This window comes from Neopusillimonas aromaticivorans (assembly GCF_030344915.1).
GTDB classification, from domain to species: Bacteria; Pseudomonadota; Gammaproteobacteria; order Burkholderiales; family Burkholderiaceae_B; genus Neopusillimonas; species Neopusillimonas aromaticivorans.
Genome location: NZ_CP128233.1, coordinates 2,414,663 through 2,438,686, shown reverse-complemented (window position 1 = coordinate 2,438,686; position 24,024 = coordinate 2,414,663). Strand labels below are relative to the sequence as shown.

At 57.8% G+C, this 24,024-nt stretch carries 11 protein-coding genes and 12 pseudogenes; 10 read left to right on the top strand and 13 right to left on the bottom strand.

Annotation, left to right across the window (positions count from 1 at the left end):
- Positions 1 to 66: 66 nt before the first annotated feature.
- The 4 genes and pseudogenes from msrB (at position 67) to N7E01_RS13395 (ending at position 2,071) form a co-directional block, all read left to right on the top strand.
- On the top strand, positions 67 to 462 hold the full coding sequence (msrB, locus tag N7E01_RS13410) for a peptide-methionine (R)-S-oxide reductase MsrB (protein ID WP_289173220.1): 396 nt from the start codon (positions 67 to 69) through the stop codon (positions 460 to 462).
- A pseudogene (locus N7E01_RS13405) lies at positions 459 to 1,024 on the top strand (septation protein A). The gene msrB and the pseudogene N7E01_RS13405 overlap by 4 nt, the downstream one beginning before the upstream one ends.
- Positions 1,021 to 1,281, top strand: a complete 261-nt coding sequence (locus tag N7E01_RS13400) for a BolA family protein (RefSeq protein WP_289173219.1) — start codon at positions 1,021 to 1,023, stop codon at positions 1,279 to 1,281. Before N7E01_RS13405 ends, N7E01_RS13400 begins: the two are co-directional and overlap by 4 nt.
- Positions 1,282 to 1,294: 13 nt before the next feature.
- Entirely contained in the window at positions 1,295 to 2,071 is a 777-nt protein-coding gene (locus tag N7E01_RS13395) for a peptidylprolyl isomerase (RefSeq protein ID WP_289173218.1), read from the top strand.
- 190 nt (positions 2,072 to 2,261) lie between these two features.
- Here N7E01_RS13395 and N7E01_RS13390 read toward each other — a convergent pair whose 3' ends face one another.
- The 4 genes and pseudogenes from N7E01_RS13390 to smc form a co-directional block, all read right to left on the bottom strand.
- Complete coding sequence (locus N7E01_RS13390; protein ID WP_289173217.1) at positions 2,262 to 2,501, bottom strand: BRCT domain-containing protein; 240 nt, start codon at positions 2,499 to 2,501, stop codon at positions 2,262 to 2,264.
- Positions 2,465 to 4,299 (bottom strand): annotated as a pseudogene (gene ligA, locus N7E01_RS13385) (NAD-dependent DNA ligase LigA). Before ligA ends, N7E01_RS13390 begins: the two are co-directional and overlap by 37 nt.
- Entirely contained in the window at positions 4,296 to 5,348 is a 1,053-nt protein-coding gene (locus N7E01_RS13380; protein WP_289173216.1) for a cell division protein ZipA C-terminal FtsZ-binding domain-containing protein, read from the bottom strand. Before N7E01_RS13380 ends, ligA begins: the two are co-directional and overlap by 4 nt.
- Before the next feature lie 37 nt (positions 5,349 to 5,385).
- Positions 5,386 to 8,908, bottom strand: a pseudogene (gene smc / locus N7E01_RS13375) (chromosome segregation protein SMC).
- Positions 8,909 to 9,100: 192 nt separating this feature from the next.
- Between smc and lplT the strand changes: the two are divergent.
- Positions 9,101 to 10,403, top strand: a pseudogene (gene lplT / locus N7E01_RS13370) (lysophospholipid transporter LplT).
- Here the strand turns inward: lplT and N7E01_RS13365 are convergent.
- The 3 genes and pseudogenes from N7E01_RS13365 to tsaB all read right to left on the bottom strand — a co-directional run.
- Complete coding sequence (locus N7E01_RS13365) at positions 10,400 to 11,275, bottom strand: uracil-DNA glycosylase (protein ID WP_289173215.1); 876 nt, start codon at positions 11,273 to 11,275, stop codon at positions 10,400 to 10,402. The pseudogene lplT and the gene N7E01_RS13365 sit on opposite strands and share 4 nt — an antisense overlap.
- Positions 11,211 to 11,711 (bottom strand): ribosomal protein S18-alanine N-acetyltransferase, encoded by a 501-nt coding sequence (gene rimI / locus N7E01_RS18985; RefSeq protein WP_350494855.1) that lies wholly within the window; start codon positions 11,709 to 11,711, stop codon positions 11,211 to 11,213. The genes N7E01_RS13365 and rimI overlap by 65 nt, the downstream gene beginning before the upstream one ends.
- Positions 11,712 to 11,854: 143 nt before the next feature.
- Positions 11,855 to 12,517 (bottom strand): annotated as a pseudogene (gene tsaB / locus N7E01_RS18980) (tRNA (adenosine(37)-N6)-threonylcarbamoyltransferase complex dimerization subunit type 1 TsaB); the annotation flags it as partial.
- A 221-nt stretch (positions 12,518 to 12,738) separates the two neighbouring features.
- On the opposite strand from tsaB, the pseudogene ompR reads away from it, so the two are divergent.
- From ompR to N7E01_RS19510, 3 genes and pseudogenes are all read left to right on the top strand, one after another.
- Positions 12,739 to 13,472: pseudogene (ompR, locus tag N7E01_RS13355) on the top strand (osmolarity response regulator transcription factor OmpR).
- A gap of 25 nt (positions 13,473 to 13,497) precedes the next feature.
- A complete protein-coding gene (locus N7E01_RS19515) occupies positions 13,498 to 14,031 on the top strand; it encodes a hypothetical protein (protein ID WP_434089519.1) in 534 nt (177 codons plus the stop codon).
- Positions 14,032 to 14,176: 145 nt separating this feature from the next.
- A complete protein-coding gene (locus N7E01_RS19510) occupies positions 14,177 to 14,857 on the top strand; it encodes an ATP-binding protein (protein ID WP_434089518.1) in 681 nt (226 codons plus the stop codon).
- Positions 14,858 to 14,890: 33 nt separating this feature from the next.
- On the opposite strand, the pseudogene ispF reads toward N7E01_RS19510, so the two are convergent.
- A pseudogene (gene ispF / locus N7E01_RS13345) lies at positions 14,891 to 15,351 on the bottom strand (2-C-methyl-D-erythritol 2,4-cyclodiphosphate synthase).
- Positions 15,348 to 16,047, bottom strand: a pseudogene (gene ispD, locus N7E01_RS13340) (2-C-methyl-D-erythritol 4-phosphate cytidylyltransferase). The pseudogenes ispF and ispD overlap by 4 nt, the downstream one beginning before the upstream one ends.
- A 37-nt stretch (positions 16,048 to 16,084) precedes the next feature.
- Between ispD and mfd the strand changes: the two are divergent.
- Positions 16,085 to 19,574 (top strand): annotated as a pseudogene (mfd, locus tag N7E01_RS13335) (transcription-repair coupling factor).
- Between the two features lie 76 nt (positions 19,575 to 19,650).
- Complete coding sequence (gene serB / locus N7E01_RS13330) at positions 19,651 to 20,508, top strand: phosphoserine phosphatase SerB (protein ID WP_289173214.1); 858 nt, start codon at positions 19,651 to 19,653, stop codon at positions 20,506 to 20,508.
- On the opposite strand, the pseudogene N7E01_RS13325 reads toward serB, so the two are convergent.
- The 4 genes and pseudogenes from N7E01_RS13325 to N7E01_RS13310 all read right to left on the bottom strand — a co-directional run bounded on the left by N7E01_RS13325 (position 20,477) and on the right by N7E01_RS13310 (position 24,018).
- Positions 20,477 to 20,766 (bottom strand): annotated as a pseudogene (locus tag N7E01_RS13325) (DUF2818 family protein). The gene serB and the pseudogene N7E01_RS13325 sit on opposite strands and share 32 nt — an antisense overlap.
- A gap of 126 nt (positions 20,767 to 20,892) precedes the next feature.
- Positions 20,893 to 21,018 (bottom strand): annotated as a pseudogene (locus N7E01_RS13320) (DUF2818 family protein); the annotation flags it as partial.
- A gap of 6 nt (positions 21,019 to 21,024) precedes the next feature.
- A complete protein-coding gene (gene nuoN / locus N7E01_RS13315) occupies positions 21,025 to 22,509 on the bottom strand; it encodes an NADH-quinone oxidoreductase subunit NuoN (RefSeq protein WP_289173213.1) in 1,485 nt (494 codons plus the stop codon).
- Between the two features lie 8 nt (positions 22,510 to 22,517).
- Positions 22,518 to 24,018 (bottom strand): annotated as a pseudogene (locus N7E01_RS13310) (NADH-quinone oxidoreductase subunit M).
- Positions 24,019 to 24,024 lie beyond the last annotated feature (6 nt).

The window sequence follows — 24,024 nt, the reverse complement described above, 5'->3', positions numbered from 1 at the left end:
TTCAAAGTCGATTAACATTCCGGTTGTACCCATAAGGTGCATCGGCACATACGAAGGATGATCAGCATGAACAAAGTCATCAAGACTGACGAGCAATGGCGGGCTCAACTTAGCCCCGAGGCGTTTTACGTGACACGCCAGAAAGGCACTGAACGTGCCTTCACCGGCCAATTCTGGAACACGACGCAGGCAGGCACCTATTACTGTGCCTGTTGCGGCACCGCACTGTTCCGGTCGGACACCAAATTTGATGCCGGCTGTGGCTGGCCGAGCTACTTCGAACCGGTCTCCCCAGACGTGATTCTTGAAGCGCGCGACACGAGCCACGGCATGATTCGCACTGAAGTCATGTGCGCTTCATGCGACGCTCACCTGGGGCATGTCTTTCCCGACGGACCGCCCCCTACCGGACTGCGTTATTGCATCAACTCGTTATCCTTGTCATTTGAGCCCGACGCATGAAAAAATTTCTGTTTGACCTCTTCCCCCTGATCCTTTTTTTGTAGCCTTCCGACTGGCTGACAGTATGTATGTGGCTACGGCGGTTGCCATTGCCGCCAGCGTAGCCCAGTTCATCTGGCTGAAGGCCACCGGAAAAACCCTTGAAGCAACCCACTGGATCAACCTTGGGGTCATTGTTATTTTTGGCGGCGCCACGCTCGTCTTTCAGGACGACGCCTTCATCAAATGGAAGCCTACCGTCCTGTACTGGATTTTTGCCGGCATATTACTGACAGGGCGCTGGGTTTTCAAGCGAAACCTGCTGCAAAAGATAATGGGCAGCCAAATTGAGCTTCCATCCGCAATCTGGGACAAAATGAGCTACAGCTGGTCGGCGTTTTTTATTGCATCAGGGGCCCTGAATCTTTATGTGGCCTTCTCAGGGCAATTCACCGAATCGCAATGGGTCAATTTCAAGGTATTTGGCCTGATGGCCCTGCTGCTGGTGTTCGTCGTGGCGCAATCGGTATGGCTAAGCCGGCACATCAAAGAAACCCTGAACCTTGAACTGTCGAATCCATGACCATGACGCTATCCGAACAAATACACGCCCGTCTGCAAACGCTGGAACCCACACAACTCGAAATTATCGATGAATCCCACCTGCATGCCGGCCATGCCGGCAGCCAGTCAGGCGCCAGCCACTTCCGGGTTATTATCAGCAGCCCGAAATTCGATGGATTGCGGATTTTGCAGCGACATCGGCTCGTGTATGATCAGCTCAACGATCTTATCCCCTTTCCAATTCATGCCCTGGCCATTGTCGCCTCGGTCAACTAACTCAAGGAAGTTTATGAAGAAACTCGTCATGTTCGCCGCTGCCTGCGCTATTTCGTTGCCCGTTTACGCGCAGAATGTAGCGACCGTCAATGGCAAGCCGCTTACCCAGGCGCAGGTTGACCAGTTCGTTACGCTGCTGATCAGCCAGGGTGCACAAGATTCTCCGCAGCTGCGCGAACAGGTCAAGCAGGAAATGATCGGGCGAATGGTGGCTGTACAAGCGGCCGAACGGGCAAAAATCGACCGCGACAACGCGGTCAAGCAAGAACTTGAACTGGCCCGCCAAAGCATTCTGGTGCGCGCCCTCATGGAAGACTACCTGAAGAAAAACCCGGTGACCGAAGCCGAGCTGAACAAAGAATACGAAGCCATCAAGAAAGATCAGGCCAACCGCCAGGAATACCAGGTGCGCCATATTCTGGTCGCTGAAGAAGACAAGGCCAAAGAGCTCATCAAGCAACTCAAGGCCAAAGACATCAGCTTTGAAGAAGCCGCCAAAAAGAACTCGATTGACCCCGGCAGCGGCCAGAAAGGTGGCGAACTGGGCTGGTCGCAATCGGCCAGCTACGTGCCCGAATTTGCCCAGGCTGTTGAAGGTCTGAAGAAAGGTGAAATGACGCAAGAACCGGTCAAGACACAATTCGGCTGGCATATTGTGCAGGTCGACGACGCACGCCCGGTCAACTTCCCGGAACTCTCTGAAGTCAAGCCGCAACTCGAAGAAATGATGCGCCAGGAAAAGCTGGCCAAATTTCAGCAAAGCCTGATGGACGAAGCGAAGATCCAGTAATTGCCAGGCTTCCTGATGGCAGCGAAGTACCGGAAAGAACATTCCGGGCAGCCCAGGAGCTTACGGCAACAGTACCGCTCAAGGCACGATGAGTGTGCCGATTGACGACGGTAAAACGGCCCACGATCAAATAAATCGTGGGCCGTTTTAGTGGTCTTTTCGGATTTGCAATTCAGTTTCCAACTTTGTATCAGCCGCTGGCCAGCAACGCCTTCAAGCCTTCTTCATCCAGTACAGGCACTCCCAGCTCAACCGCCTTGGCTAATTTGCTGCCAGCCTCTTCGCCGGCAACCACCCAAGCCGTTTTCTTTGATACCGACCCACTGACCTTGCCACCGGCAGCCATGATCATTTGCGTGGCTACATCGCGTGTAAGGGTTGGCAGCGTACCCGTCAACACCAATGTTTTACCCGACAACAATTGACGCACAGGCTCGGCATCGAGTTTGGGCCGCACTCCAGCCTGTTCAAGCGCGGCAATGACATCGCGATTGTGCGCTTCGGCAAAAACTCCTGGATGGCATGCGCCACCACCGGCCCGACATCAGGAACAGCCAGGAGCTGTTCCTCGGTTGCGTGCATGACCGCATCGACCGAGCCCAAATGACGTGCCAGATCTCGGGCGGTGGTTTCGCCGACATGGCGAATACCTAACGCAAAAAGCAACCGCCCTAACGTTGGGGTACGTGCCTTTTCAAGGGCAGCCACCAGATTCTCGGCGGACTTGCGCCCCATGCGGTCGTAGAGCAGCAAGTCTTCGACGCGCAAGGAAAACAGATCAGCAATCGACTTGACGCGACCGCTGTCAACCAGCTGATCGACCAGTTTTTCGCCCAGCCCCTCGATATCAAGCGCCTTGCGGCCTGCTGCATGCAGCAGGCTCTGCTTGCGCTGGGCGGCACAGAACAAGCCGCCGGTGCAGCGTGAAATCGCTTCATCTTCAGCGCGATGGATCGCCGAACCACAGACCGGACACTGAGTCGGCATCTGAAACAGTACCGTACTGTCCGGCCGACGCTCAATGATGGGGCCCACCACCTCAGGAATGACATCACCCGCACGACGCACAATCACCGTATCGCCAATACGAACATCTTTACGACGGATCTCATCCTCATTGTGCAGTGTGGCGTTGGTCACCGTTACCCCACCCACAAACACGGGTTTGAGTCGTGCCACAGGCGTTATTGCACCGGTACGCCCAACCTGGATGTCGATACCCAGCAAGGTCGTGGTTTCCTCTTGCGCAGGAAACTTGTGAGCCAGTGCAAACCGGGGGCTCGCGCGACAAACCCCAGCACGTCCTGCCCACGCAAACTGTTGACCTTGTAAACCACGCCATCGATGTCAAAGGGCAGCTGGGTGCGACGCTCGCCCACCTGCTCGTAAAATGACAACAGACCTTCGGCGCCCTTGACAACACGACGATCGGGATTGACAGGCAACCCCAGCGACTCCAGCCAGTCGAGCATCCCCGATTGCTCGGGCAGCGGCGATGTGGTCAGGTCACCCCAACCGTAAGCAAAGAACCGTAACGGACGCTTGGCCGCAATGCGTGGATCGAGCTGGCGCAAACTGCCCGCCGCCGCGTTACGCGGGTTCACGAAGATCTTTTCACCGCGCCCTTGCTGGGCCTGGTTGAGGCGTTCAAAATCACGGATATTGATGAACACCTCACCACGCACTTCGAGTACCTCGGGTGCTCCGGCCTTGAGCTCAAGAGGCACTGAACGCAAGGTACGAATATTGTGGGTGACATCTTCCCCTTGCTGGCCATCGCCACGCGTAGCCGCCTGCACCAGCTGCCCACGCTCGTAACGCAATGAAACGGCCAACCCGTCAAATTTGTATTCGGCCAGATAGGCCACTTTGTCTGCCGCGCCCAGCAAGCCGCTGTCACGCAGGCCTTCCGTCACGCGCCGGTCAAACGCACGGACATCATCGGCATCAAAACCGTTATCCAGCGAAAGCATCGGGACCACATGACGCACCGTGTCAAACGCCGCCACAGGAGCACCGCCTACCCGCTGCGTTGGCGACAAGGGTGACACAAGCGATGGGTACTGTGCCTCAAGCGCCAGCAATTGCGCCATCAGGCGGTCATATTCGGCATCGGAAACAATGGGGGCATCGTAAACGTAATACCGCGTATTGTGCGCGTTGATTTCATGGCGCAAGCCTTCGACCTGCCGTATGACCTCAGCAGGAATTTGCGTCACAGCCGTCATGAAAACAACCTGGATGCACGCACTGAGCCCGGCTCAAAACCCGCCTGAACCAATTGGTCGTACAGCGCGGCCAACTGCTTGTCGATCGTGGTGTCGGACGCCTGGGCAACAGAACGCCCCTGATCGTCAACCAGCACCGCATCGAGACGCTGGGCCAGATCACGACCCACACTGGCCATACGACTGAACGCCTGGTGATCAGCCGGGGTGTTGGGCAAATCAAGCAACAGATCAAGCCGGCTGACTTCGGCACCACTGGACTCGGGTACGGCCTGGCCGTCAAAAAGCAAGGTAAAACGTGCAGCGCCGGTTTCAGCCACCCAGGCCATATGGCGTCCGACACGAACAAACCCCGCGTCAGTAAGGGTGTCACGCAACGCGTCCGCAGACTGCGGCCGGGACAGCTGCAAGGCAAGCCCCACTTGCGCATCAAGCCCCGCACACAGGGTGTCAAGGGCCTGAGCCTGCTCAACCACCTCGTCTTGTTCAGGCCCCTCAACCGAACCGTCAAACCGTTCAGCCACACTTTGCGCGGCGGTCCAGAACGTCGACCATTCGATGGCGGACAGGGCCCCACTGCGATTGGCTTTCAGTACGGCAATCTGCAAGGCACAGCAGCTTTCCCCGGCCGGCAGCCCGGCACAATGGCGACCAGAGGGCAATTCGCAAAAGTAACGAACCGGTTTTCCCGTCGCGGGCACCAGCGCCGACAGGGCTTCGGCCAGCTGACCCACAGGAACCGGCAACGTGAACACTATATCGATCACTGCTTCGCAAACCGCATCAACTTCCTCGGCGGGATCGTCATTGGCATTATCGGCTTCTGTGGTCGCGAAACCTGCAACTGGCGGCAAGATCGTCGTCAACCCCGGCTCTTTGCGGGCACCGCCCGGGGGCGCCAGACCGCCAAGCAGCGGATCTTCATCGGTAGGCGGAAACTGCGCCTGCATCTGCCGCCTGACCCGGCGGTCTTGCCACCAGTTGTAGGCGAGCACGCCCAGAAGAATCACAACGCCCAGGGCAATCAGCCCGATTTGTAAATCACTCATGCCTGTAACCCCGCCATGCGGCCCCGATTCCTGATCATCATGCCTGCGCCAGCTGCAATGCCGACTCGATGTCGACCGCCACAATACGCGACACACCCTGCTCTTGCATGGTAACCCCGATCAGCTGACGCGCCATCTGCATGGCAATCTTGTTGTGAGAAATAAATAAAAACTGCGTCTGATCGGCCATACTGCCGACCAGATTGGCGTAACGTTCGGTGTTGGCATCATCGAGCGGCGCATCAACTTCGTCAAGCAAACAGAACGGTGCCGGATTCAACTTGAACAAGGCAAACACCAATGCCGTTGCCGTCAGTGCTTTTTCCCCGCCCGACAACAGGTGAATGGTGCTGTTGCGCTTGCCCGGCGGCTGGGCCATGACCTGAACCCCGGCATCGAGAATTTCTTCGCCGGTGATGATCAGCTTGGCTTCTCCACCCCGAACAAGCGGGGAAACAATTCGCCAAAATGATGATTCACCGTGTCGAATGTCTCTTGCAACAGCTCGCGGGTTTCTTTGTCAATTTTACGAATCGCATCTTCAAGCGTCTCAATGGCTCGACACAAATCAGCATGCTGGGCATCGAGGTAATCTTTACGCTGCCGGGCCTGATTCAGTTCGTCGAGGGCCGCCAGATTCACCGCACCCAACGCCTCAATGTCACGCGAAATGCGCTGCACTTCTGATTGTAACCAACCCACCCGCTGCCATGTCTCAGGTTGCGTTGCCAGAAACTGCCGCAAGGCATCGCGATTGACCTGACGCGCATCCAGCTGCTCGGAATACTGCTCAACGGTAAGACGCGCCGCCTGCTCTTGAAGCTGCAGCTCGGTAATGCGGGCCCGCAAAGGCTCAAGCGAACGTTCATTCGTCGAGCGCTGCTCGTCAATGTCACGTAGCGACGCGGCCAGATTATCCAGCTCAATGCGCGCCTGGGCCAGATCTGTCTCGCACACCGCACGTTGTTCCAGAGCGTCTTGCAAGCCGGCCTGAGCGGCAGAGGCATCCAGTTCAAACAACTCACCCTGCAAGGACTCGAGCTCATCGGACGCTCGACGCACCTGCTCTTGGGCCAGCTGAAGATTACGTTGCAAATCGGAGAGACGGGACTGCGCCGAGCGTTCCGAAAACTGGTGCTCCTGCAACCGTCGTTCCAGATCACGCACAGCCTGACGCGCTTGCTCGGCTTCCTGCGCCAGACGTTCACCGGAGAGTTCGGCGTCGGCGAAACGACCCTGAATATCGGCCAGTTCAAGGTCAAGCGTTTCAAAACGGGCTTCCGCTTCTTCACGCGTTTCTTTAAGTACGGTGACCTGGGCCTCGATTTCGGTCACTTCCTGATGTATGCGCACGGCCCGCTGACCGGATTGTTCAGCCTGTTGCTGCAATCGGGACAAGGTCAACTGAACATCATGTGCGCGGTGTGTGAGTTCAGACACACGCGTGCGTGCCGGCCCCATCGCCTGCGCAACGCCCTGCCAGGCCAATTCGGCACGCGCCACGGCCCCTGTGGCCTGATCGGCAATCAGTTGCTGGGCCTTGATCTCGCGTTGCAGATACTCGATTTCCTGCTGTCGAGCCAACAAACCGGATTGTTCTGAGTCAGGCGCGTAAAAACGCACACTATGCGCATCCACCAGATGGCCCTCGCGAACAACAAAAACCGCGCCTGGCGGCAATTCGCTGCGACGGGCCAGCGCCTGATTGAGGTCGTCGGCCCAATACACCCCGGACAGCCAGTGCTCTAGCAACGTCCTCAAATCGGGATCTGACAGCTTGAGCAATGCGGCCACGGGTTGCAGACCATGCGGCGCTGCGACAGCAGGGCCGGCAACGGGACGTTGATAAAACGCCAGCCGGGCCGGCGGTGGATCTTGTACAAAAGCACGGGCATTTTCGAGATGCCGCACCTCGAGGCCCGCCAGACATTCGCGCAGCACCGCTTCGAGCGCCGGCTCCCAGCCAGCCTGAATATGCACATGTTGCCACAATCGTGCCAGGAAGTCAGCTCATGCTTTGCGAGCCAGGGCTGCAAGGTGCCTTGTTTCTGAACATCGTCCTGCAGCTTCACCAAGGCAAGCAAACGCGCCTCAAGACGGGCCACCGCCGCCGACTCTTGCCGGGCTTCGGCCTGGGCACGTTGGCGCTGATCCTCAAGTGCCGGCTGCTGCTCTTCGAGCGACACAACCTGCCCCTGGGCCTCCTCAAGCTGGCCTTGCAACAGTTCAAGCTCACCGGACAAGCGGTCGATCCCGGAAGGATCCGGCGGGTTCAGTTCACGCAACTCGTGCTCGAGGCGCTCTCGACGCTGACGCAAGGAATCGATTTGGCGGTCGGCATCGCGCTGGGTTTGGGCGACCAGCGCCAGACTTTGTTCAACCCGCGACAAAACGGTGCGCATTTCATCACGAGACGCACTGGCCGTGCGCACGCGGATATCGATGGCGGGAAGCCGTTCGTTTGCCTGGTCAAGCTGCTCAAGCAAATCTTCCGACTGTCCCTTGATGATTTCAAGATCTTCCACGGTTTGTGCAATCTGGTCCGCACAATGGGTACTTTGCTCTTGCCACTCAAGTTGCTGGCTTTGCAATTGCGCACGGCGCGCCTGAACACGCGAACGAGAATCAACCACATGGCGAATTTCAGCCTCAAGGCGACTGACCAGGGCACCGGCCTCGAACAAACGCCCCTGGGCGGCATGAACGCGATCACCGGCCTGATAATGCGCCTGGCGACGAGACTCGAGATCGGCCTCAAGATGTCGTAACCCGGCCACGGCGGCCTCGAGCTCGGTTTGTGCCTGCTCAATCGCCAGAAAACGGGACTTTTGATCGCCACGTGCATTTTCTTCTTTCAACAACCACAACGCTTGCTGCTTCTGCTCACCTTCGGCCTGCAAGGCGCGATAGCGGGTAGCCACCTCGGCCTGGGCCTCAAGGCGCTGCAACTGACCATCGAGTTCACGCAAAATATCGTCTACCCGATTCAGATTTTCACGGGTGTCACCTAACCGATTCTCGGTTTCCCGACGTCGTTCCTTGTAACGTGAAACACCGGCAGCTTCCTCGAGGTAAACCCTGAGCTCTTCCGGACGCGCCTCGATGAGGCGATTGATCATGCCTTGACCAATAATGGCGTAGCCACGCGAACCCAGCCCGGTCCCCAGAAAAATATCGTGGATATCCCGTCGGCGTACCTGCTGATTGTTGACGAAATAGCTGCTGGTGCCGTCACGGGTAAGCACCCGGCGTACGGCAATTTCGGAATAAACGCTCCATTGCCCTACGGCCCGACCCTCTGAGTTATCGAAGACCAGTTCAACCGATGCCCTGGCCGCTGGCTTGCGTTGGCCGGACCCATTGAAAATGACATCTTGCATGGACTCACCACGCAACTCTGAGGCACGGGTTTCACCCAGCACCCAACGCACGGCATCAATGATGTTCGACTTGCCGCAGCCGTTCGGCCCCACCACGCCAACCAATTGGCTGGGCGTAGGAATAACTGTTGGCTCGACAAAGGATTTGAAGCCGGCAAGTTTTATCTGGGTAAGACGCACAGTGAAGAGAAAAAGGCGCAGCGCTGGCAAAAAATTCAAGCCCTAATGATACCCCAGCGCCGCAGCGACAATGGCTGAAGCTATACTTGTCCACCCGCGTTTATTTCCGAACCTTAAAAATTCCTTAAAATAAATGCAACGTTAATAAAACCAACGTTAACAGATGCAACACTAACTCCACCGGGATCCAAGTTGAAGAAAGGCTTCTATCTGGTCATGACCGCCCAGGCGCTGTCGTCACTCGCTGACAACGCCCTGCTGATTGCCGCCATCGCTTTAATTGCCGACCTGCACGGCCCCGACTGGATGGCCCCCATGATGAAATGGTGGTTTGCACTGGCGTATGTTTTGCTGGCTGCTTTTGTCGGTGCGTTCGCCGACTCATTCCCCAAAGGCAAGGTCATGTTCATGACCAACGCCGTAAAACTGGCCGGCTGCGTACTAATGTTCTGCTATGCTAGCCTCGGTTTTGGCACCACGGGTCAACTGGGCCTGATTTTTGCAGCGTATGCGCTGGTGGGTATCGGCGCAGCCGCTTACTCCCCGCAAAATATGGCATCGTCACCGAAATGCTGCCACCCGACCAACTGGTCAAAGGCAACAGCTGGATCGAGGGCCTGACGGTGCTCTCCATTATTTTCGGCACCGTCGTAGGCGGGGTTCTGATCAATCCGTCTGTCTCGCAAGCCCTTCTGTCAAACCCCTGGGTAGGTGCCGTCGTCGATAACCGGGCCGAAGCCGCCATTTTCATTATCGGTTTCGTGTATCTGCTTGCGGCCGGCTGCACCCTGCTGATCCCACCCACCCATGTCAGCTACCCGAAACAACAAACCAACCCGGTCAAGCTCGTTCGCGAATTCACTTACTACGTCAAGACACTGTGGCATGACAAGCTCGGACAAATTTCTCTGGCCGTCACCACCCTGTTCTGGGGCGCCGGCGCCACCCTGCAACTTATCCTGATTGAATGGGGGCCCAACACCTGGGCTACCGGCTTGACCAGGCCTCGGTACTGATGGGGGTTGCCGCGTTGGGAACTATCGTCGGGGCCGTGCTGGCAGGCCGTGTACCCTTGAAAAAGGCACTGAAGGTTCTGCCGCTGGGTGTATTCATGGGCTTCACCGTTTTACTCATGCCACTGGTCTACGAACCTTGGGCCGTCTATGCCCTTCTGATGCTGATTGGCGGTTTGTCAGGGTTCTTTGTCGTGCCCATGAATGCCATGTTGCAGCACCGCGGGCACGTGTTATTGTCAGCGGGCCACTCGATTGCCGTACAGAACTTCAACGAACAATTGAACATTCTGTTGATGCTGGCCGTCTACAGCCTGATGCTCTGGCTCAGCCTGCCAATCAATATCATTATCGTGATCTTTGGCTTGCTGGTGTCCAGCCTGATGCTTGTGTTCATGCGCTGGAACAAGCTCAATCACCAGCGCGACCCCTCACTGCAAGACCAGATCGGTCAACACGGCCACGGTCAGGCCTTGCACTAAGGTAGCGACAACAAGGCCTGGCGCGCCAAGTGCAGATCTTGCCAGGCAGCCGCCTTGAAATGACCACGCAACATCAACGATGCCGGGTGGTGGGTGACCACCAACGGGATATCCAGACCCGCATCGTGATACCGGTGCACCTGCCCGCGCAGCCGGTCAAGACTGGCCCGCTGGCCCAACAACGCCTGCGCCGCCTGCCAGCCCAGCACCAGCAAGCCCGCCGGCCTGACCAGGGTAATTTGCTGACGCAAAAAGGGCAGACAGGCCTCGATTTCTTCAGGCTTTGGCGCACGTGCGCCCTTTGGACGGCATTTCAGCAGGTTGGTATAAAACAACGTGGCAGACGGCAAAATGCCGGCGGCAACCAGCATGTGATTCAGCAGCTCGCCGGCCTTGCCCTGAAATGGCAACCCCAAATGATCATCGTGATCACCCGGTACCTCACCAATAACCATCCAGTCTGGTGCCTGTGCCACGCCGTCCCCAAACACGGTCTGGTGCCTCACGGCATGCAAGCCGCAGGCCTGGCATTGCGCCACGCTCTCGGCCAGAGCCGTCAGGTTATCTGGCAAAGGCTGACGCACGACAGGGATGACCTGAGCGGGTTGTGCATCGGGCGGAATCGGACGTGAAGTCGGGCTGACACGCGCAGGGGCGGCAGCCTGATCCGATGCAGGGGCTGAGCCACGCGTCGGAGCCAACGCCGCACCAGGTTTCAGCCCCGCCCGTGCGGCCGGTGCGATAGCGGGCGCCGGAGGTACCGTAAACAGTGACGTCGTATCAGCAATGCTGGCCAGCAACTTGCGATCAATGCCCAGCTCGGTCAACCAGGCCAGTTGGGCCCGACTGACAGCCACCTGCCCTGATGTCATTGAGCGCCCCCGTCAAGATTTTTTGCAGAACCAGCGCATCTTCCCGCTGACTGTGGGCCGCCGGGTAATACCCCTTGCGCAAGCCGATCTGATGAAAGCCCCGGTTCGTGTAAAACGTAACCGCAGCATGATTGGACGGACGAACCTCAAGCAACAACGCCGGCAGGCCCAGCTGACGCGCAACCGCTTCAGCCTGACGCAGCAGACGATACCCCAGGCCCCCACGCTGGCTTTCAGGGTCAACGGCAATAACGAGCAAATGTGCTACATCTGGTGCCGGCTGTACCACACAAAAACCGGCAACCTGCCCCTCGCGTAACGCAACCCATGCGCTATAGCCGGCGTCAAGCGCATCCGCAAAATTACCGCGCGTCCAGGGGTGTGACTGCACCCGGGCCTCAAGCCCCGCCACCGCATCAAGATGCTCGCGGGCCATGGCCACAATGGTAATTGCCACTTGCGCCTTGGGATTGCCCCCTGCCCCTGCGCACGCTCGTGGGTGGTAAACGCAACCTTATCGCGGACATACAACGGGGCAGCGGCAGATGGAGCAACCGCAGCCCCGTCCACCAGCAACCCTCGTGCCAGGCGTGCCACCCCTTCAGCAGTGGCACGGACCGGGCCACCCATACGCAATGGCCTGGAGCCGTCGGCCAGCATGATTTGAGTCTGTGCAACCACGCCGGGATACGCCACCAGGGCATCGCCCACTATGGCGACAGACCCCGATTGCCCTGAGGCTTGCCAGCGCCGGGCCGTTTGCCCCAGCCAGACGGAAAAGTCGTCCACCCCCACCAGACAGGCATCAAGCAACGGCGATACGGCCCCCGACCCATCGGAGGCAACCCGAAACGCGGCCACATAAACTTCGTGCATGCGGGCGTCTTGAACAACCACCCGAATAACGTCATTATGCTTTTCGCATGCCGCAGCGGCCAGTAATGAAGGCACCGGCACAACGGGCAGATTCAACGCAAAGGCCATCCCCTGCGCAACCCCGCATGCAACGCGCAACCCGGTAAAACCCCCGGGGCCCTGACCAAAGGCTATCGCCGATAAATCGGTACGCCGTATACCCGCCTGCACGAGCAGCTGATCGGCCATCGGCAACAAACGTTCGGCATGTTCGGAAGTCTCGTCGTGACTGAGCACAAGCACACGTTCCTGCCCCTGCACGACTGACAGTAAAGCCACATCGCAAATACGCGATGATGTTTCGAAAGCAATGATATGTTGGTCCATAACGGCATTTTAAGCCGCCTGTGCCCCGGACATTTGTCCGGTGGCCAAAAACCCCTGTGCGAATGACAATCATAATGCTAATCTGTGCACACTCCCGCCAAGGCGGTTGACATGTGTCATGCTGGTAAAGATGTAAACCGCGTTTCTACCAATTCCTTAATGTGTAAGATCTTGCTACCGGCCTCTTCACGGCCTCAACCAGGCCTGTTACATTTTCGACCATGAATACTCATACTCCGCCTCCAACACGCAAAATCCTTGTGGTCGACGACGGCCCCGCTTGCGCGACCTGCTGCGCCGCTACCTTACCGAACAAGGCTTCAATGTCTTCGTTGCCGAAGACGGCAAAGAAATGTCCAAGCTATGGCAACGTGAACATTTCGATCTACTGGTACTCGACCTGATGCTGCCTGGCGAAGACGGGTTGTCAATCTGCCGTCGCCTGCGCGGCAGCCACGACAACACACCCATCATCATGCTCACCGCAAAGGCCGAAGAAATTGACCGTATCGTGGGTCTCGAAATGGGTGCCGACGATTACCTGTCCAAGCCCTTCAACCCCCGCGAACTGCTGGCTCGGGTCAATGCCATCTTGCGTCGCCGCGGCACCGAAGAACACCCCGGTGCCCCCAGCCAGGAAAACGAATCGGTCGAATTCGGCCCCTATGTTCTCAACCTGTCGACCCGTACCCTCACCCGTGATAACGAAGTCGTGCCTATCACCACGGGCGAATTCTCGGTGCTAAAGGTTTTTGCACGCCATCCAAAAATCCCCTTGTCACGCGACAAGCTCATGGAACTGGCCCGTGGCCGTGAATACGAGGCCTTCGACCGCAGCCTCGATGTACAAATCTCACGACTGCGCAAGCTTATCGAACCCAATCCGTCCAAGCCCGTCTATATCCAGACCGTCTGGGGCCTGGGGTATGTTTTCATTCCCGATGGCGGCAACTAAACCGGCGGGCAGGCGCTGAATCGGCATGTCCTTTGTTCGGCGCCACTACGAAACCCTGCAGTCAAAAGTCCGGCTGGGCCTGTTCAGCCGGTCTTTTTTATTGCTGGGCGTTCTCATGATTGTGAGCCTGGGTGCCTGGCTCGAAGTCTTTTTCAGTATGGAAGAAGGCCCGCGCGCCATCCAGATGGCACAACGGGTCAGCACGTCGCTCAGTATCACGCGCTCCGCTCTCATCCACGCGTCGCCAGACACCCGTACCGACCTGCTGCTTGATCTGGCCACCAAAGACAGTCTGCGTATCCAGCCGCGCGAGCCCACTGACACCCTTGAACCTCTGCCCAACTCCAACTACTGGAACCACGTTACCGCCGAAATCAAGAATCGTCTGGGCACCGGCGTACTGATCATGTGGTCTGTCAATGGCATGCCGGGGGTCTGGATCAGTTTCGAAATCGAAGACGAACGATTCTGGCTGGTTTTTGACCGCGAACAACTGGGCCTGGTGGTTGGCGTCGAATGGTTCTGGTGGGGGTCACCGCCCTTTTGCTGGCCCTGGTAGGGTCTGCGGCCAGTGCGCGGTTCGTGAACCGACCCCTGGCTCAGCTGGCGCGTGTCACGCAGCAACTCTCACGCGGTGAAATCCCTCTCCTCTGCCTGAAGAAGGGCCTGCCGAGATCAAGGAAATCAACATCGCGTTCAATCGCATGACCAAAGACCTGCGTCAGACCGAAGCTGACCGGGAAATCATGCTGGCCGGCATTTCCCATGACCTGCGGACACCGCTGGCCCGGATGCGTCTTGAAATCGAAATGAGCAATGTCAGCGACGACACACGCCAGGCCATTGATCAGGACCTGGCTCAAATTGACTACACCATCGGCCAACTCATGGAATATGCTCGCCCGGCGACATCGCCGCCGGAAATCGGCATTGACATTACCCAGGCCCTCGAAGATCTTTACGATCGTGAAAAAGCGCACACCGAATCGTTGAACGGGCACCTGAATGCCGATATTTCTCCGAACCTCAAAGCCCGCATCACGGCCATCGACCTGAAACGCATTGTTGGCAACCTGATCGAAAACGCCCGCCGCTATGGGCGCTCTCCCATTGACGGTACGTGCTTCATCGACCTGAACGCGCGGCTGGAAAATGACAAGGTCATCATTGAAGTGGCCGATCGAGGATCGGGTATTGCACCCTCTGAGGTACAGCGCTTGCTGCGCCCGTTCTCGCGGGGCGAAACCGCACGAACCGGCGTGAGCGGTGCCGGGCTGGGCCTGGCGATTGTCGAGCGTTTGCTGGGCCATGTGGGCGGCAAGCTGAAAATGTTGCCGCGTTCACCCAACGGGCTGCTGGCCCGTATCGAGCTGCCCAAGGTTTGATAAACAATCACGCGAACGGCAAAAGCAAGGCAATCACTGTCGCCGCAATGCCCTCGCTACGGCCCAGATGACCAAGACCTTCATTGGTTTTGCCTTCACATTCACCCGGCCGGCATCCACCCCCAGGTCAGCGGCAATGGTAGCCACCATCGGCGCAATATGCGGAGACATCTTGGGTGCCTGGGCATGAATCGTCGCGTCGATGTTGCCCACCTGCCAACCCGCCGCTCTGACACGGGCATAGGCTTCGCGCAGCAACACGCGACTGTCGGCCCCCTGAAGGCCGGATCGGTGTCCGGAAAATGGCGACCGATGTCGCCCAGGCCCGCACCGCCCAACAAGGCATCCGTGATCGCATGCAAAAGCACATCGGCATCGGAATGACCGGCCAAACCTCGGGGCCAGTCGATGGTAACGCCGCCGATGATTAACGGGCGGCCTTCGACCAGGGCATGCACATCGAACCCCTGCCCGACACGAAAAGGTAACGTCATAACCATTTTTCCATAAGTTCAAAATCTTCGGGCCAGGTTACCTTGAAATTGCGCATCGAGCCGGTGACCAGCCGGGGAGCCAGCCCCATAAGCTCAATGGCCGAAGCCTCATCGGTAACGACGCCCCCTGTTCAAGGGCAGACTCAATCGCGTTCTGCAACAGGCCCGCAGGAAACATCTGGGGAGTCTGCGCCAGCCACAACCCGTCGCGCGACACGGTTTTGACAACAGCGACCCGATCTTCACCCACCTGCAGCCCACCCTGCTTGACGGTATCCGGCACTGGCTGTGCCAGCAGCCCACCTACCGGATCGCCCATACAGGTATTGATCAGGCGCGACAGTGCCGCCAGCGGCAAGCCCGGCCGGGCAGCGTCATGCACCAGAACCAGGGCATCGGCCGGCAACGCGGCATCGCGCAGGGCACCCAATACCGTATGAGCGCGTGTTTCACCGCCACACGGACGACACACGGTTCTGGCCAGACCGGCCAGCACATTGACGGCTTGCGTGTCGGACGGTGAAACCGCAACCCGGACCTGCTCAATGCGCGAGTCAGCCAGCAACGCTTCGACGGTCCAGCGCAACATCGGCCTGCCGTTCAGCAGACGATATTGCTTGGCAAGGAGGTCGCCCCGGTCAAGGCACGCTGACCGACACCGGCGGCCGGTACGATGGCAATTATCTTTTTTGACATAAGAAAGAGATTTTATAATGACCAGCACGATGTCGACATTAAACCTTACCGCTCAGGGCGCAGATGCCCTTGCCCCCTGCCGGGCACAGCCGCATTGCTCAATGCCCTTAAACCTGGCCAACGATACGCCGTCCCGTCCCCTCCCGGGTCGGGTGACGCGTGGCTGCTGGCTGATCTGGCCCGGGCCTCGGGCAAGCCCCTGCTGGTCTTGTGTGCCGACCCGCTGGCCGCACAGCGTCTGGCCGAGGAAATCAGCCGGTTTTCACCCAGGCTTCAGGTACGGCAATTGCCCGATTGGGAAACCTTGCCTTATGACAGCTTTTCGCCGCACCAGGACCTGATCTCGGAACGGCTGGAAACACTGCACGCACTGATGAACAGTGCCGTAGACGTTGTCACGGTGCCGGTCAGCACCGCACTTTACCGTCTGGCCCCCCATCGTTTCTGGCGGCCTACACGTTCTCATTCAAACAGGGCGATACGCTGGATGAAGAAAGCCTGCGCCAGCAACTGACGCTGGCCAACTACAGCCACGTCACGCAAGTGACCGCTCCGGGCGAGTTTTGCATCCGTGGCGGCCTGATCGACCTGTTTCCAATGGGGTCGGCCGTACCCTACCGGCTTGACCTTTTCGACAACGAAATTGAAAGTATCCGCAGCTTTGATGTCGATACCCAGCGCAGCATTTATCCGGTACGCGAAGTCCGGTTGCTGCCTGGTCGTGAATTCCCCATGGACGAGGCTGCCCGCACCCGGTTCCGGGCCCGTTTTCGCGAAGTCTTTGAGGGTGACCCGTCAAAAGCCCTGCCCTACAAAGACATTGGCAACGGCATCGCCTTTGCCGGTGTCGAGTACTACCTGCCGTTATTTTTCGACGAAACCGCAACCCTGTTCGATTACCTCAAGGCAGGCACACTGACCGTAACACTGGGTGATATTGAAGGCGCCATCCAGCATTTCACCGGTGATACACAAAGCCGTTACCAGTTTTTGAAAAGTGATCGCGAACGTCCGGTATTGCCGCCGGAAACGCTGTTTCTGGGTGCTGACGCCCTGTTCAATCACCTTAAACAATTTGCCCGCCTGACACTCACACCCAGCGGAGACCACCCTGATTTTGGCACGGCACCCGAGGTCGCCATCGCGCGTCGTGCAGACGACCCGGTCGCCAAACTACGCGCTCTGGTCAACAGCGCGGCCAGCCATGTGATTCTGTGTGCCGACTCGGCCGGACGACGCGAAACCCTGCTGCAGATGCTGTCCGAGTTTGATCTGCAACCCGAGGCCGGTGCCGACAGTCTGCATGATGCCCTGGCCCGGACCGGGCATTTCAGCATCACCACGGCTCCACTGACCACCGGTTTTTCGATACCCGCGCTGAACATTACACTGCTGACAGAGAACGACCTGTATCCCGCCGTTGCCCATGCGCCCCGGCGCGGCGCCCGGCGCAACACCGAGGGCAGCAATGCCGAGGCCATGGTACGCGACTTGTCCGAGCTGCGCGAAGGCGACCCGGTAGTGCACGTCCAGCATGGCATCGGTCGTTACCACGGTCTTGTCGACATGGACCTGGGCGAAGGCAAGATGGAGTTCCTTCACCTTGAATACGCCACGGGCAGCACGTTGTATGTACCGGTATCGCAACTGCACCTGATTGCCCGTTACAGCGGCGCCGACCCCGATGCAGCGCCGCTGCACCAGCTGGGCTCAGGCCAATGGGACAAGGCCCGTCGCAAGGCGGCCAAACAGGTACGTGATGCGGCCGCCGAACTGCTGGCCCTGTATGCCATGCGTGAAGCCCGTGAAGGCTATGCCTTCAAGCTGCCCTTGAACGATTATCAGGCCTTCGCCGAGGGCTTCGGCTTCGAAGAAACACCCGATCAGGCATCGGCCATCGAGGCCGTAATCAGCGACATGACGTCCGGGCGGCCCATGGACCGGCTGGTCTGCGGCGACGTCGGTTTCGGGAAAACCGAAGTGGCCCTGCGCGCGGCTTTTCTGGCGGTAGCCAATGGCAAGCAGGTTGCCTTGTTGTGCCCGACCACCCTGCTGGCTGAACAACATGCCCAGACCTTTTCCGACCGCTTCGCGGACTGGCCGGTCAAGGTGGTTGAACTGTCACGATTCCGTTCCAGCAAAGACATCAGCGCCGCCATTGCCGGGCTGGCCGATGGCACCGTCGACATTGTCATTGGCACCCATAAAATCCTGTCCAAGGACGTCAACTTCAAGCGCCTGGGTCTGGTCATCATCGACGAAGAGCACCGCTTTGGGGTTCGCCAGAAAGAGGCCCTGAAAGCCTTGCGTGCCGAAGTGGACGTCCTGACACTCACGGCAACGCCGATTCCCCGCACCCTGGGCATGTCGCTGGAAGGCATCCGAGACTTTTCCGTCATTGCCACCGCACCTCAGAAGCGTCTGGCCATCAAGACATTCGTGCGCCGCGAAGACGGCAGCACCATCCGTGAAGCCTTGCTGCGCGAACTCAAGCGCGGCGGGCAGGTCTACTTCCTGCATAACGAAGTGGAAACCATTCACAACCGCCGGGCCCGCCTTGAGGAACTGGTTCCTGAAGCCCGTATCGCTGTGGCGCATGGCCAAATGGCCGAGCGCGAACTGGAACAGGTCATGAAAGGGTTTTACCAGCAACGCTTCAATGTGCTGCTGTGTACCACCATTATTGAAACCGGTATTGATGTGCCCACCGCCAACACCATTGTCATTCACCGGGCCGACCGTCTGGGTCTGGCCCAATTGCACCAGTTACGCGGACGAGTTGGCCGTTCGCACCACCAGGCGTATGCCTATCTGCTCACACCCGGCGAAGACGCCATCACCAGCAACGCCAAGAAGCGGCTCGAGGCCATTCAAGCCATGGAAGACCTGGGCGCCGGCTTTTTCCTGGCCATGCACGATCTGGAAATCCGCGGCACCGGAGAGGTTCTGGGTGAATCGCAGTCGGGCAACATTCATGAAATCGGTTTTTCGATGTATTCCGAAATGCTGAATACGGCGGTCAAGGCGCTGAAAGCCGGCGAAGAGCCCGATCTTGACTCACCCTTCAATGCCAAATGCGAAGTCAACCTGCACACCCTGCCCTCTTGCCGTCAGACTACTGCCCTGACGTGCATGCGCGTCTGGGCCTGTACAAGAAAATGTCGAACGCGTCGCATGAAGATGACCTGATCCGGCTTCAGGAAGAACTGATTGACCGCTACGGAAAACTACCCGAAGCCGCCCAGACGCTGCTGGCGACGCACCGGTTGCGCCTTGAAGCCGAACCTTTGGGCATCGTCAAGATCGATGCCAGCGAAGCCTCGGCCCTGATCCAGTTCTCGGCCAAACCCAATGTCGACCCGCTGCGCATCATCCAGCTGGTGCAGACACAACGCAACGTCAAGCTGGCCGGCCAGGACAAACTTAAAGTTGAATTCAAACCGGCGGGCAACACGACGAAAGAACTCACCAACCCTCTGACAACCCGCGTTAACGCCATCCGTGGCATCATGCGCTCTTTGCACTAAGGCGACGGCATGTCTTATCGACGCACCCGCTTGACGGCGCAACGATATTTTTCACACTCACCTGATCAATTACGTCATGACACACCTTGTATTGCAGGCCCCCGGCCTGACGCCCGTCACCATCGAAAAAATTGCCGCCCTGGCGCATGCCTCGGGCGTGCGCCCCATCAACAGTACAGCGGCAACTTTGCTCGATATTGACTCGGCCAGCCGGCAGGACGTCGCCTCGGTTTGCCACGATCTGGGTGTTGATGCCGCATTCCTTGAATCCATCATGCCGCTGGCCCACTGCCGTGTTTTGGCGATGGACATGGACTCGACCCTGATCAACATTGAATGCATCGATGAAATCGCCGATATGGTTGGCCGCAAGGTCGAAGTTTCAGCCATTACTGAGGCCGCCATGCGCGGCGAAATCAAGGACTTCGCCGAAAGCCTGCGCCGGCGCGTGGCCTTGCTGGAAGGGGTTTCCGTAGATGATCTGGACCGCGTCTACAACGAACGCCTGCGCCTGAATGCCGGCGCTGAAAAACTGATTCAGACAGCCAAAGCCGCCGGCATCAAGACCATGCTGGTCTCGGGTGGTTTCACCCTGTATACCGAACGGCTCAAGGCCCGCCTGGGGCTGGACGAAACCCATGCCAATACGCTGGAAATAGAAAACGGCCGCTTGACCGGCCGCGTACTGGGAGACATTGTGGATGCACAAGGCAAGGCCGACTACCTGGCCGACCTGGCCCGTCGCACGGGCGCCGACACAACCCAGATCATTGCCATGGGTGATGGTGCCAATGATCTGAAAATGCTGTCATTAGCCCACTATTCGGTGGCCTACCGCGCCAAACCGGTGGTTCGCGAACAAGCCAACTATGCCATCAGCTTCAGCGGCCTTGACGCGGTACTTAACTGGTTCGCACCGGTCGGTGGCGCATAAGATAGCGATACACATACCCGGGGTAGCCCATCACCAAAAAAGACTCAGGGTGATGGCATAGAATTCCCAGCCCTGGGTAAACACATTCCCCATACTGGCCTCAAACGCAAAAGCCAGCACACCCACCAAGGCATAAAACACCAGCACTTCAACGAAGCGGTCAAGAAAGGTTTTTACCTGGTGACGACCACCGCGTTCGGCTGAATCGCGAGCCGCCATTTGCGGGTATAACAGCAGCACAACCACCAGCACTACCATAACGGTCACGCGGACCAGCATGCCGGCAGGCGATACCAACCCCTGACCAATCCACCACAGTGTGCCGGTTGCCAATGCAGCCAGCACCGCAAAAAACGCGAATGATTCAAACCAGCGGCCTGCGCCACTTGAGAAGCGTCCGCCTGGCGAGGCCCAGGGCAGCACCAGTAACGGACGCTCAAGCACAAACGGCAGATTGGCGGTCAGGAGAGACAGCGCAACCAGAATGACAATGGCCAGCGTTTGATCCATAGCCGACTAGAAACCCAGTGCGTTGTCGATGACGGACACACACAAGGCCATCAGGCCACCTGGCAAAATACCCAGGCCAATCAGTGCCAGACCATTGAGGGACATCAGGCTACCCGACAAGGCGCCGGACTCGAGCGGATGAATTTCGCCTTCTGGCTCGTCAAAGTAAGCCACTTTAACCACGCGCAAATAGTAAAACGCACCGATCAGCGAAAAAATGACGGCAACAACAGCCACCCAGACCAGCCCGGCACCCACCAACGCCTGCAAAACACTGAGTTTGGCATAGAAGCCCGCCAGCGGCGGAATGCCGGCCAGCGAAAACATGGTCAGCAACAAGACACCGGCCAGTACAGGGTTGCGTTTGTTAAGGCCTTTAAGATCAGAAATTTCTTCGCATTCAAAACCGCGACGACTGAGCACCAGAATCACGCCAAATGATGCCAAGGTCGTCAATACATACACCACCATGTAGAACAACGATGCACCGTAGGCGCCACTGGCAATGGGCTGGTCTTTGACCACACCCGACAACAAGCCCAGGAATACAAACCCCATGTGCGAGATCGTGGAATACGCCAGCATGCGCTTGAAGTTGGTCTGTACGATGGCGGTCAGGTTGCCAACTGCCAGCGACAATACGGCCAGAATCAGCAGCATGGGCTGCCAGTCGAATGACAAACCGTGCAAGGCATCAACCAGCAGGCGCATCATGATGGCAAAGGCGGCCAACTTGGGTGCCGCACCCACGATCAGGGTAACCGACGTCGGCGCACCCTGGTAAACATCGGGCACCCACATGTGGAACGGCACCGCGCCCAGCTTGAACGCCAGACCCGCCACCACAAACACCAGACCGAACACCAGCGGCAAGCGCTGGGCCTGTTCCGATTCAATGACTTGCGCAATACCGGCAAGATCAAGGAAACCAGTGGCGCCGTAAATCATCGACAAGCCGTACAGCAAGATACCTGACGCCAATGACCCCAGTACAAAGTATTTCATCGCTGACTCGGTCGCATTGACATGGTCGCGACGCAAGGCAATGAGCGCATAAAGAGCAAACGACATCAATTCGATACCCAGGTACACCGTGATCAGGCTGCCGGCTGAAATCATCACCATTTGACCCAGCAAGGCAAACAGCGTCAGGGTATAAAATTCGCCGCCATGCGCCAACATATCGCGTTTCTCGGCATATTCGCGCCCGTAAATCAGTGTAGCCGCGACAGCAATGTACGACGTAATCTTCAGGAAGTGCGACAAGTCGTCAACAACGTAAAGGCCACTGAAGGTTGCCCCTTCGAGCCCGGCGTTCCATTGCACCGCCGATACGGCGGTGACTCCGGCCAGCGCCAGCAAGGTCAGCCAGAACGTGGACGAACGATCCGTCGATTTGCTGAAGGCATCGAACAACAAGATCAGGACAGCCAGAACCAGCAGCAGGATTTCTGGCAGTGCCATAGCGAATTGAAATTGGTATTGCATCATGATCCGGCCTACAGTTTCGAAACAGCAACATGGTCAAGCAGCGCCTGAACCGATACGTGCATCACGTCAGTAAAGGGTTTGGGATAGATACCCATGTACAGCACCGCGATAGCCATGATGCCCATGATCAGGAATTCACGTGAATTCAGATCGGACATCCCCTTGACCTCGTTATTGGTGATGTCGCCGAAAGCCACCCGTTTGACCATCCAGAGCGAATACGCCGCGCCGAAGATCAGGGCCGATGCCGTCAGTAACCCGATCCAGAAGTTGTATTCAACCGCACCCATGATGACGGTAAACTCGCCGACAAAACCGCTGGTCGCCGGAAGGCCGGCATTGGCCATGGAAAACAGGACGAAAAAGGTCACAAAACGCGGCATGACATTGACGACACCGCCGTAAGCATCAATACGACGGGTATGCATGCGGTCGTACAAAACGCCGATACACAGGAACATGGCACCGGATACAAACCCGTGCGACACCATCTGGACGATCGCACCTTCCATCCCGGCGGTGTTGAAAATGAAGAAGCCGAGCGTGACAAAGCCCATGTGCGCAACAGATGAATAGGCCACCAACTTTTTCATGTCGTCTTGAACAATGGCCACCAGCCCAATATAAATAACGGCAACCAGCGACAGGACGATCATCAGGCCAGCCAGACCTTGGGACGCATCAGGCGCAATCGGCAACGAAAAACGCAGAAAACCGTAGGCCCCCAGTTTGAGCATGATGGCGGCCAGCACAACCGACCCCCTGTAGGCGCCTCAACGTGGGCGTCGGGCAACCAGGTATGCACCGGCCACATGGGAACCTTGACCGCAAACGCCGCCAGCAAGGCAATGAACACCAGCACCTGCGGGGTGTAGGCCAGGGGCAGTTCATGCCAGGTCTGGATATCGAATGATCCACCCGATGCATGCCACAGGTACAGGAAAGCGACCAGTGTCAGCAAAGAGCCCATCAGGGTATACAGGAAAAACTTGAACGCGGCATACACGCGATTTGGACCGCCCCAGGCACCAATGATGATGTACATCGGGATCAGCGTGGCCTCGAAGAACACATAGAACAGCATGCCATCAAGTGCCGCGAACACCCCGACCATCAACCCTGACAGGATCAGGAACGATGCCATGTACTGGGCCACTTTCTGCTGGATGACTTCCCAGCCAGCCAGCACCACAATAATGGTGATGAAGGCAGTAAGCAGCACAAACCACAACGAAATGCCGTCAATACCCAAGTGGTAATTGACTGCAAAGGTTTCAATCCAGGGGCCTTTTCGACAAACTGCATGTCGGCTGTAGCATTGTTGAAACCGGCATACAGCGGCAAGGTCACCAGGAAGCTGACCACCGCACCGGCCAACGATAACCAGCGCGTCAGGCACTTGCGGTCGTCACGACCGATCAGCAGCACAATCAGGCCGGCGATGATCGGAACGAAAATCGACAGTGTGAGCCAAGGAGTAGTTGAAGACGCCATATCGCTAGCCATCATTGAACC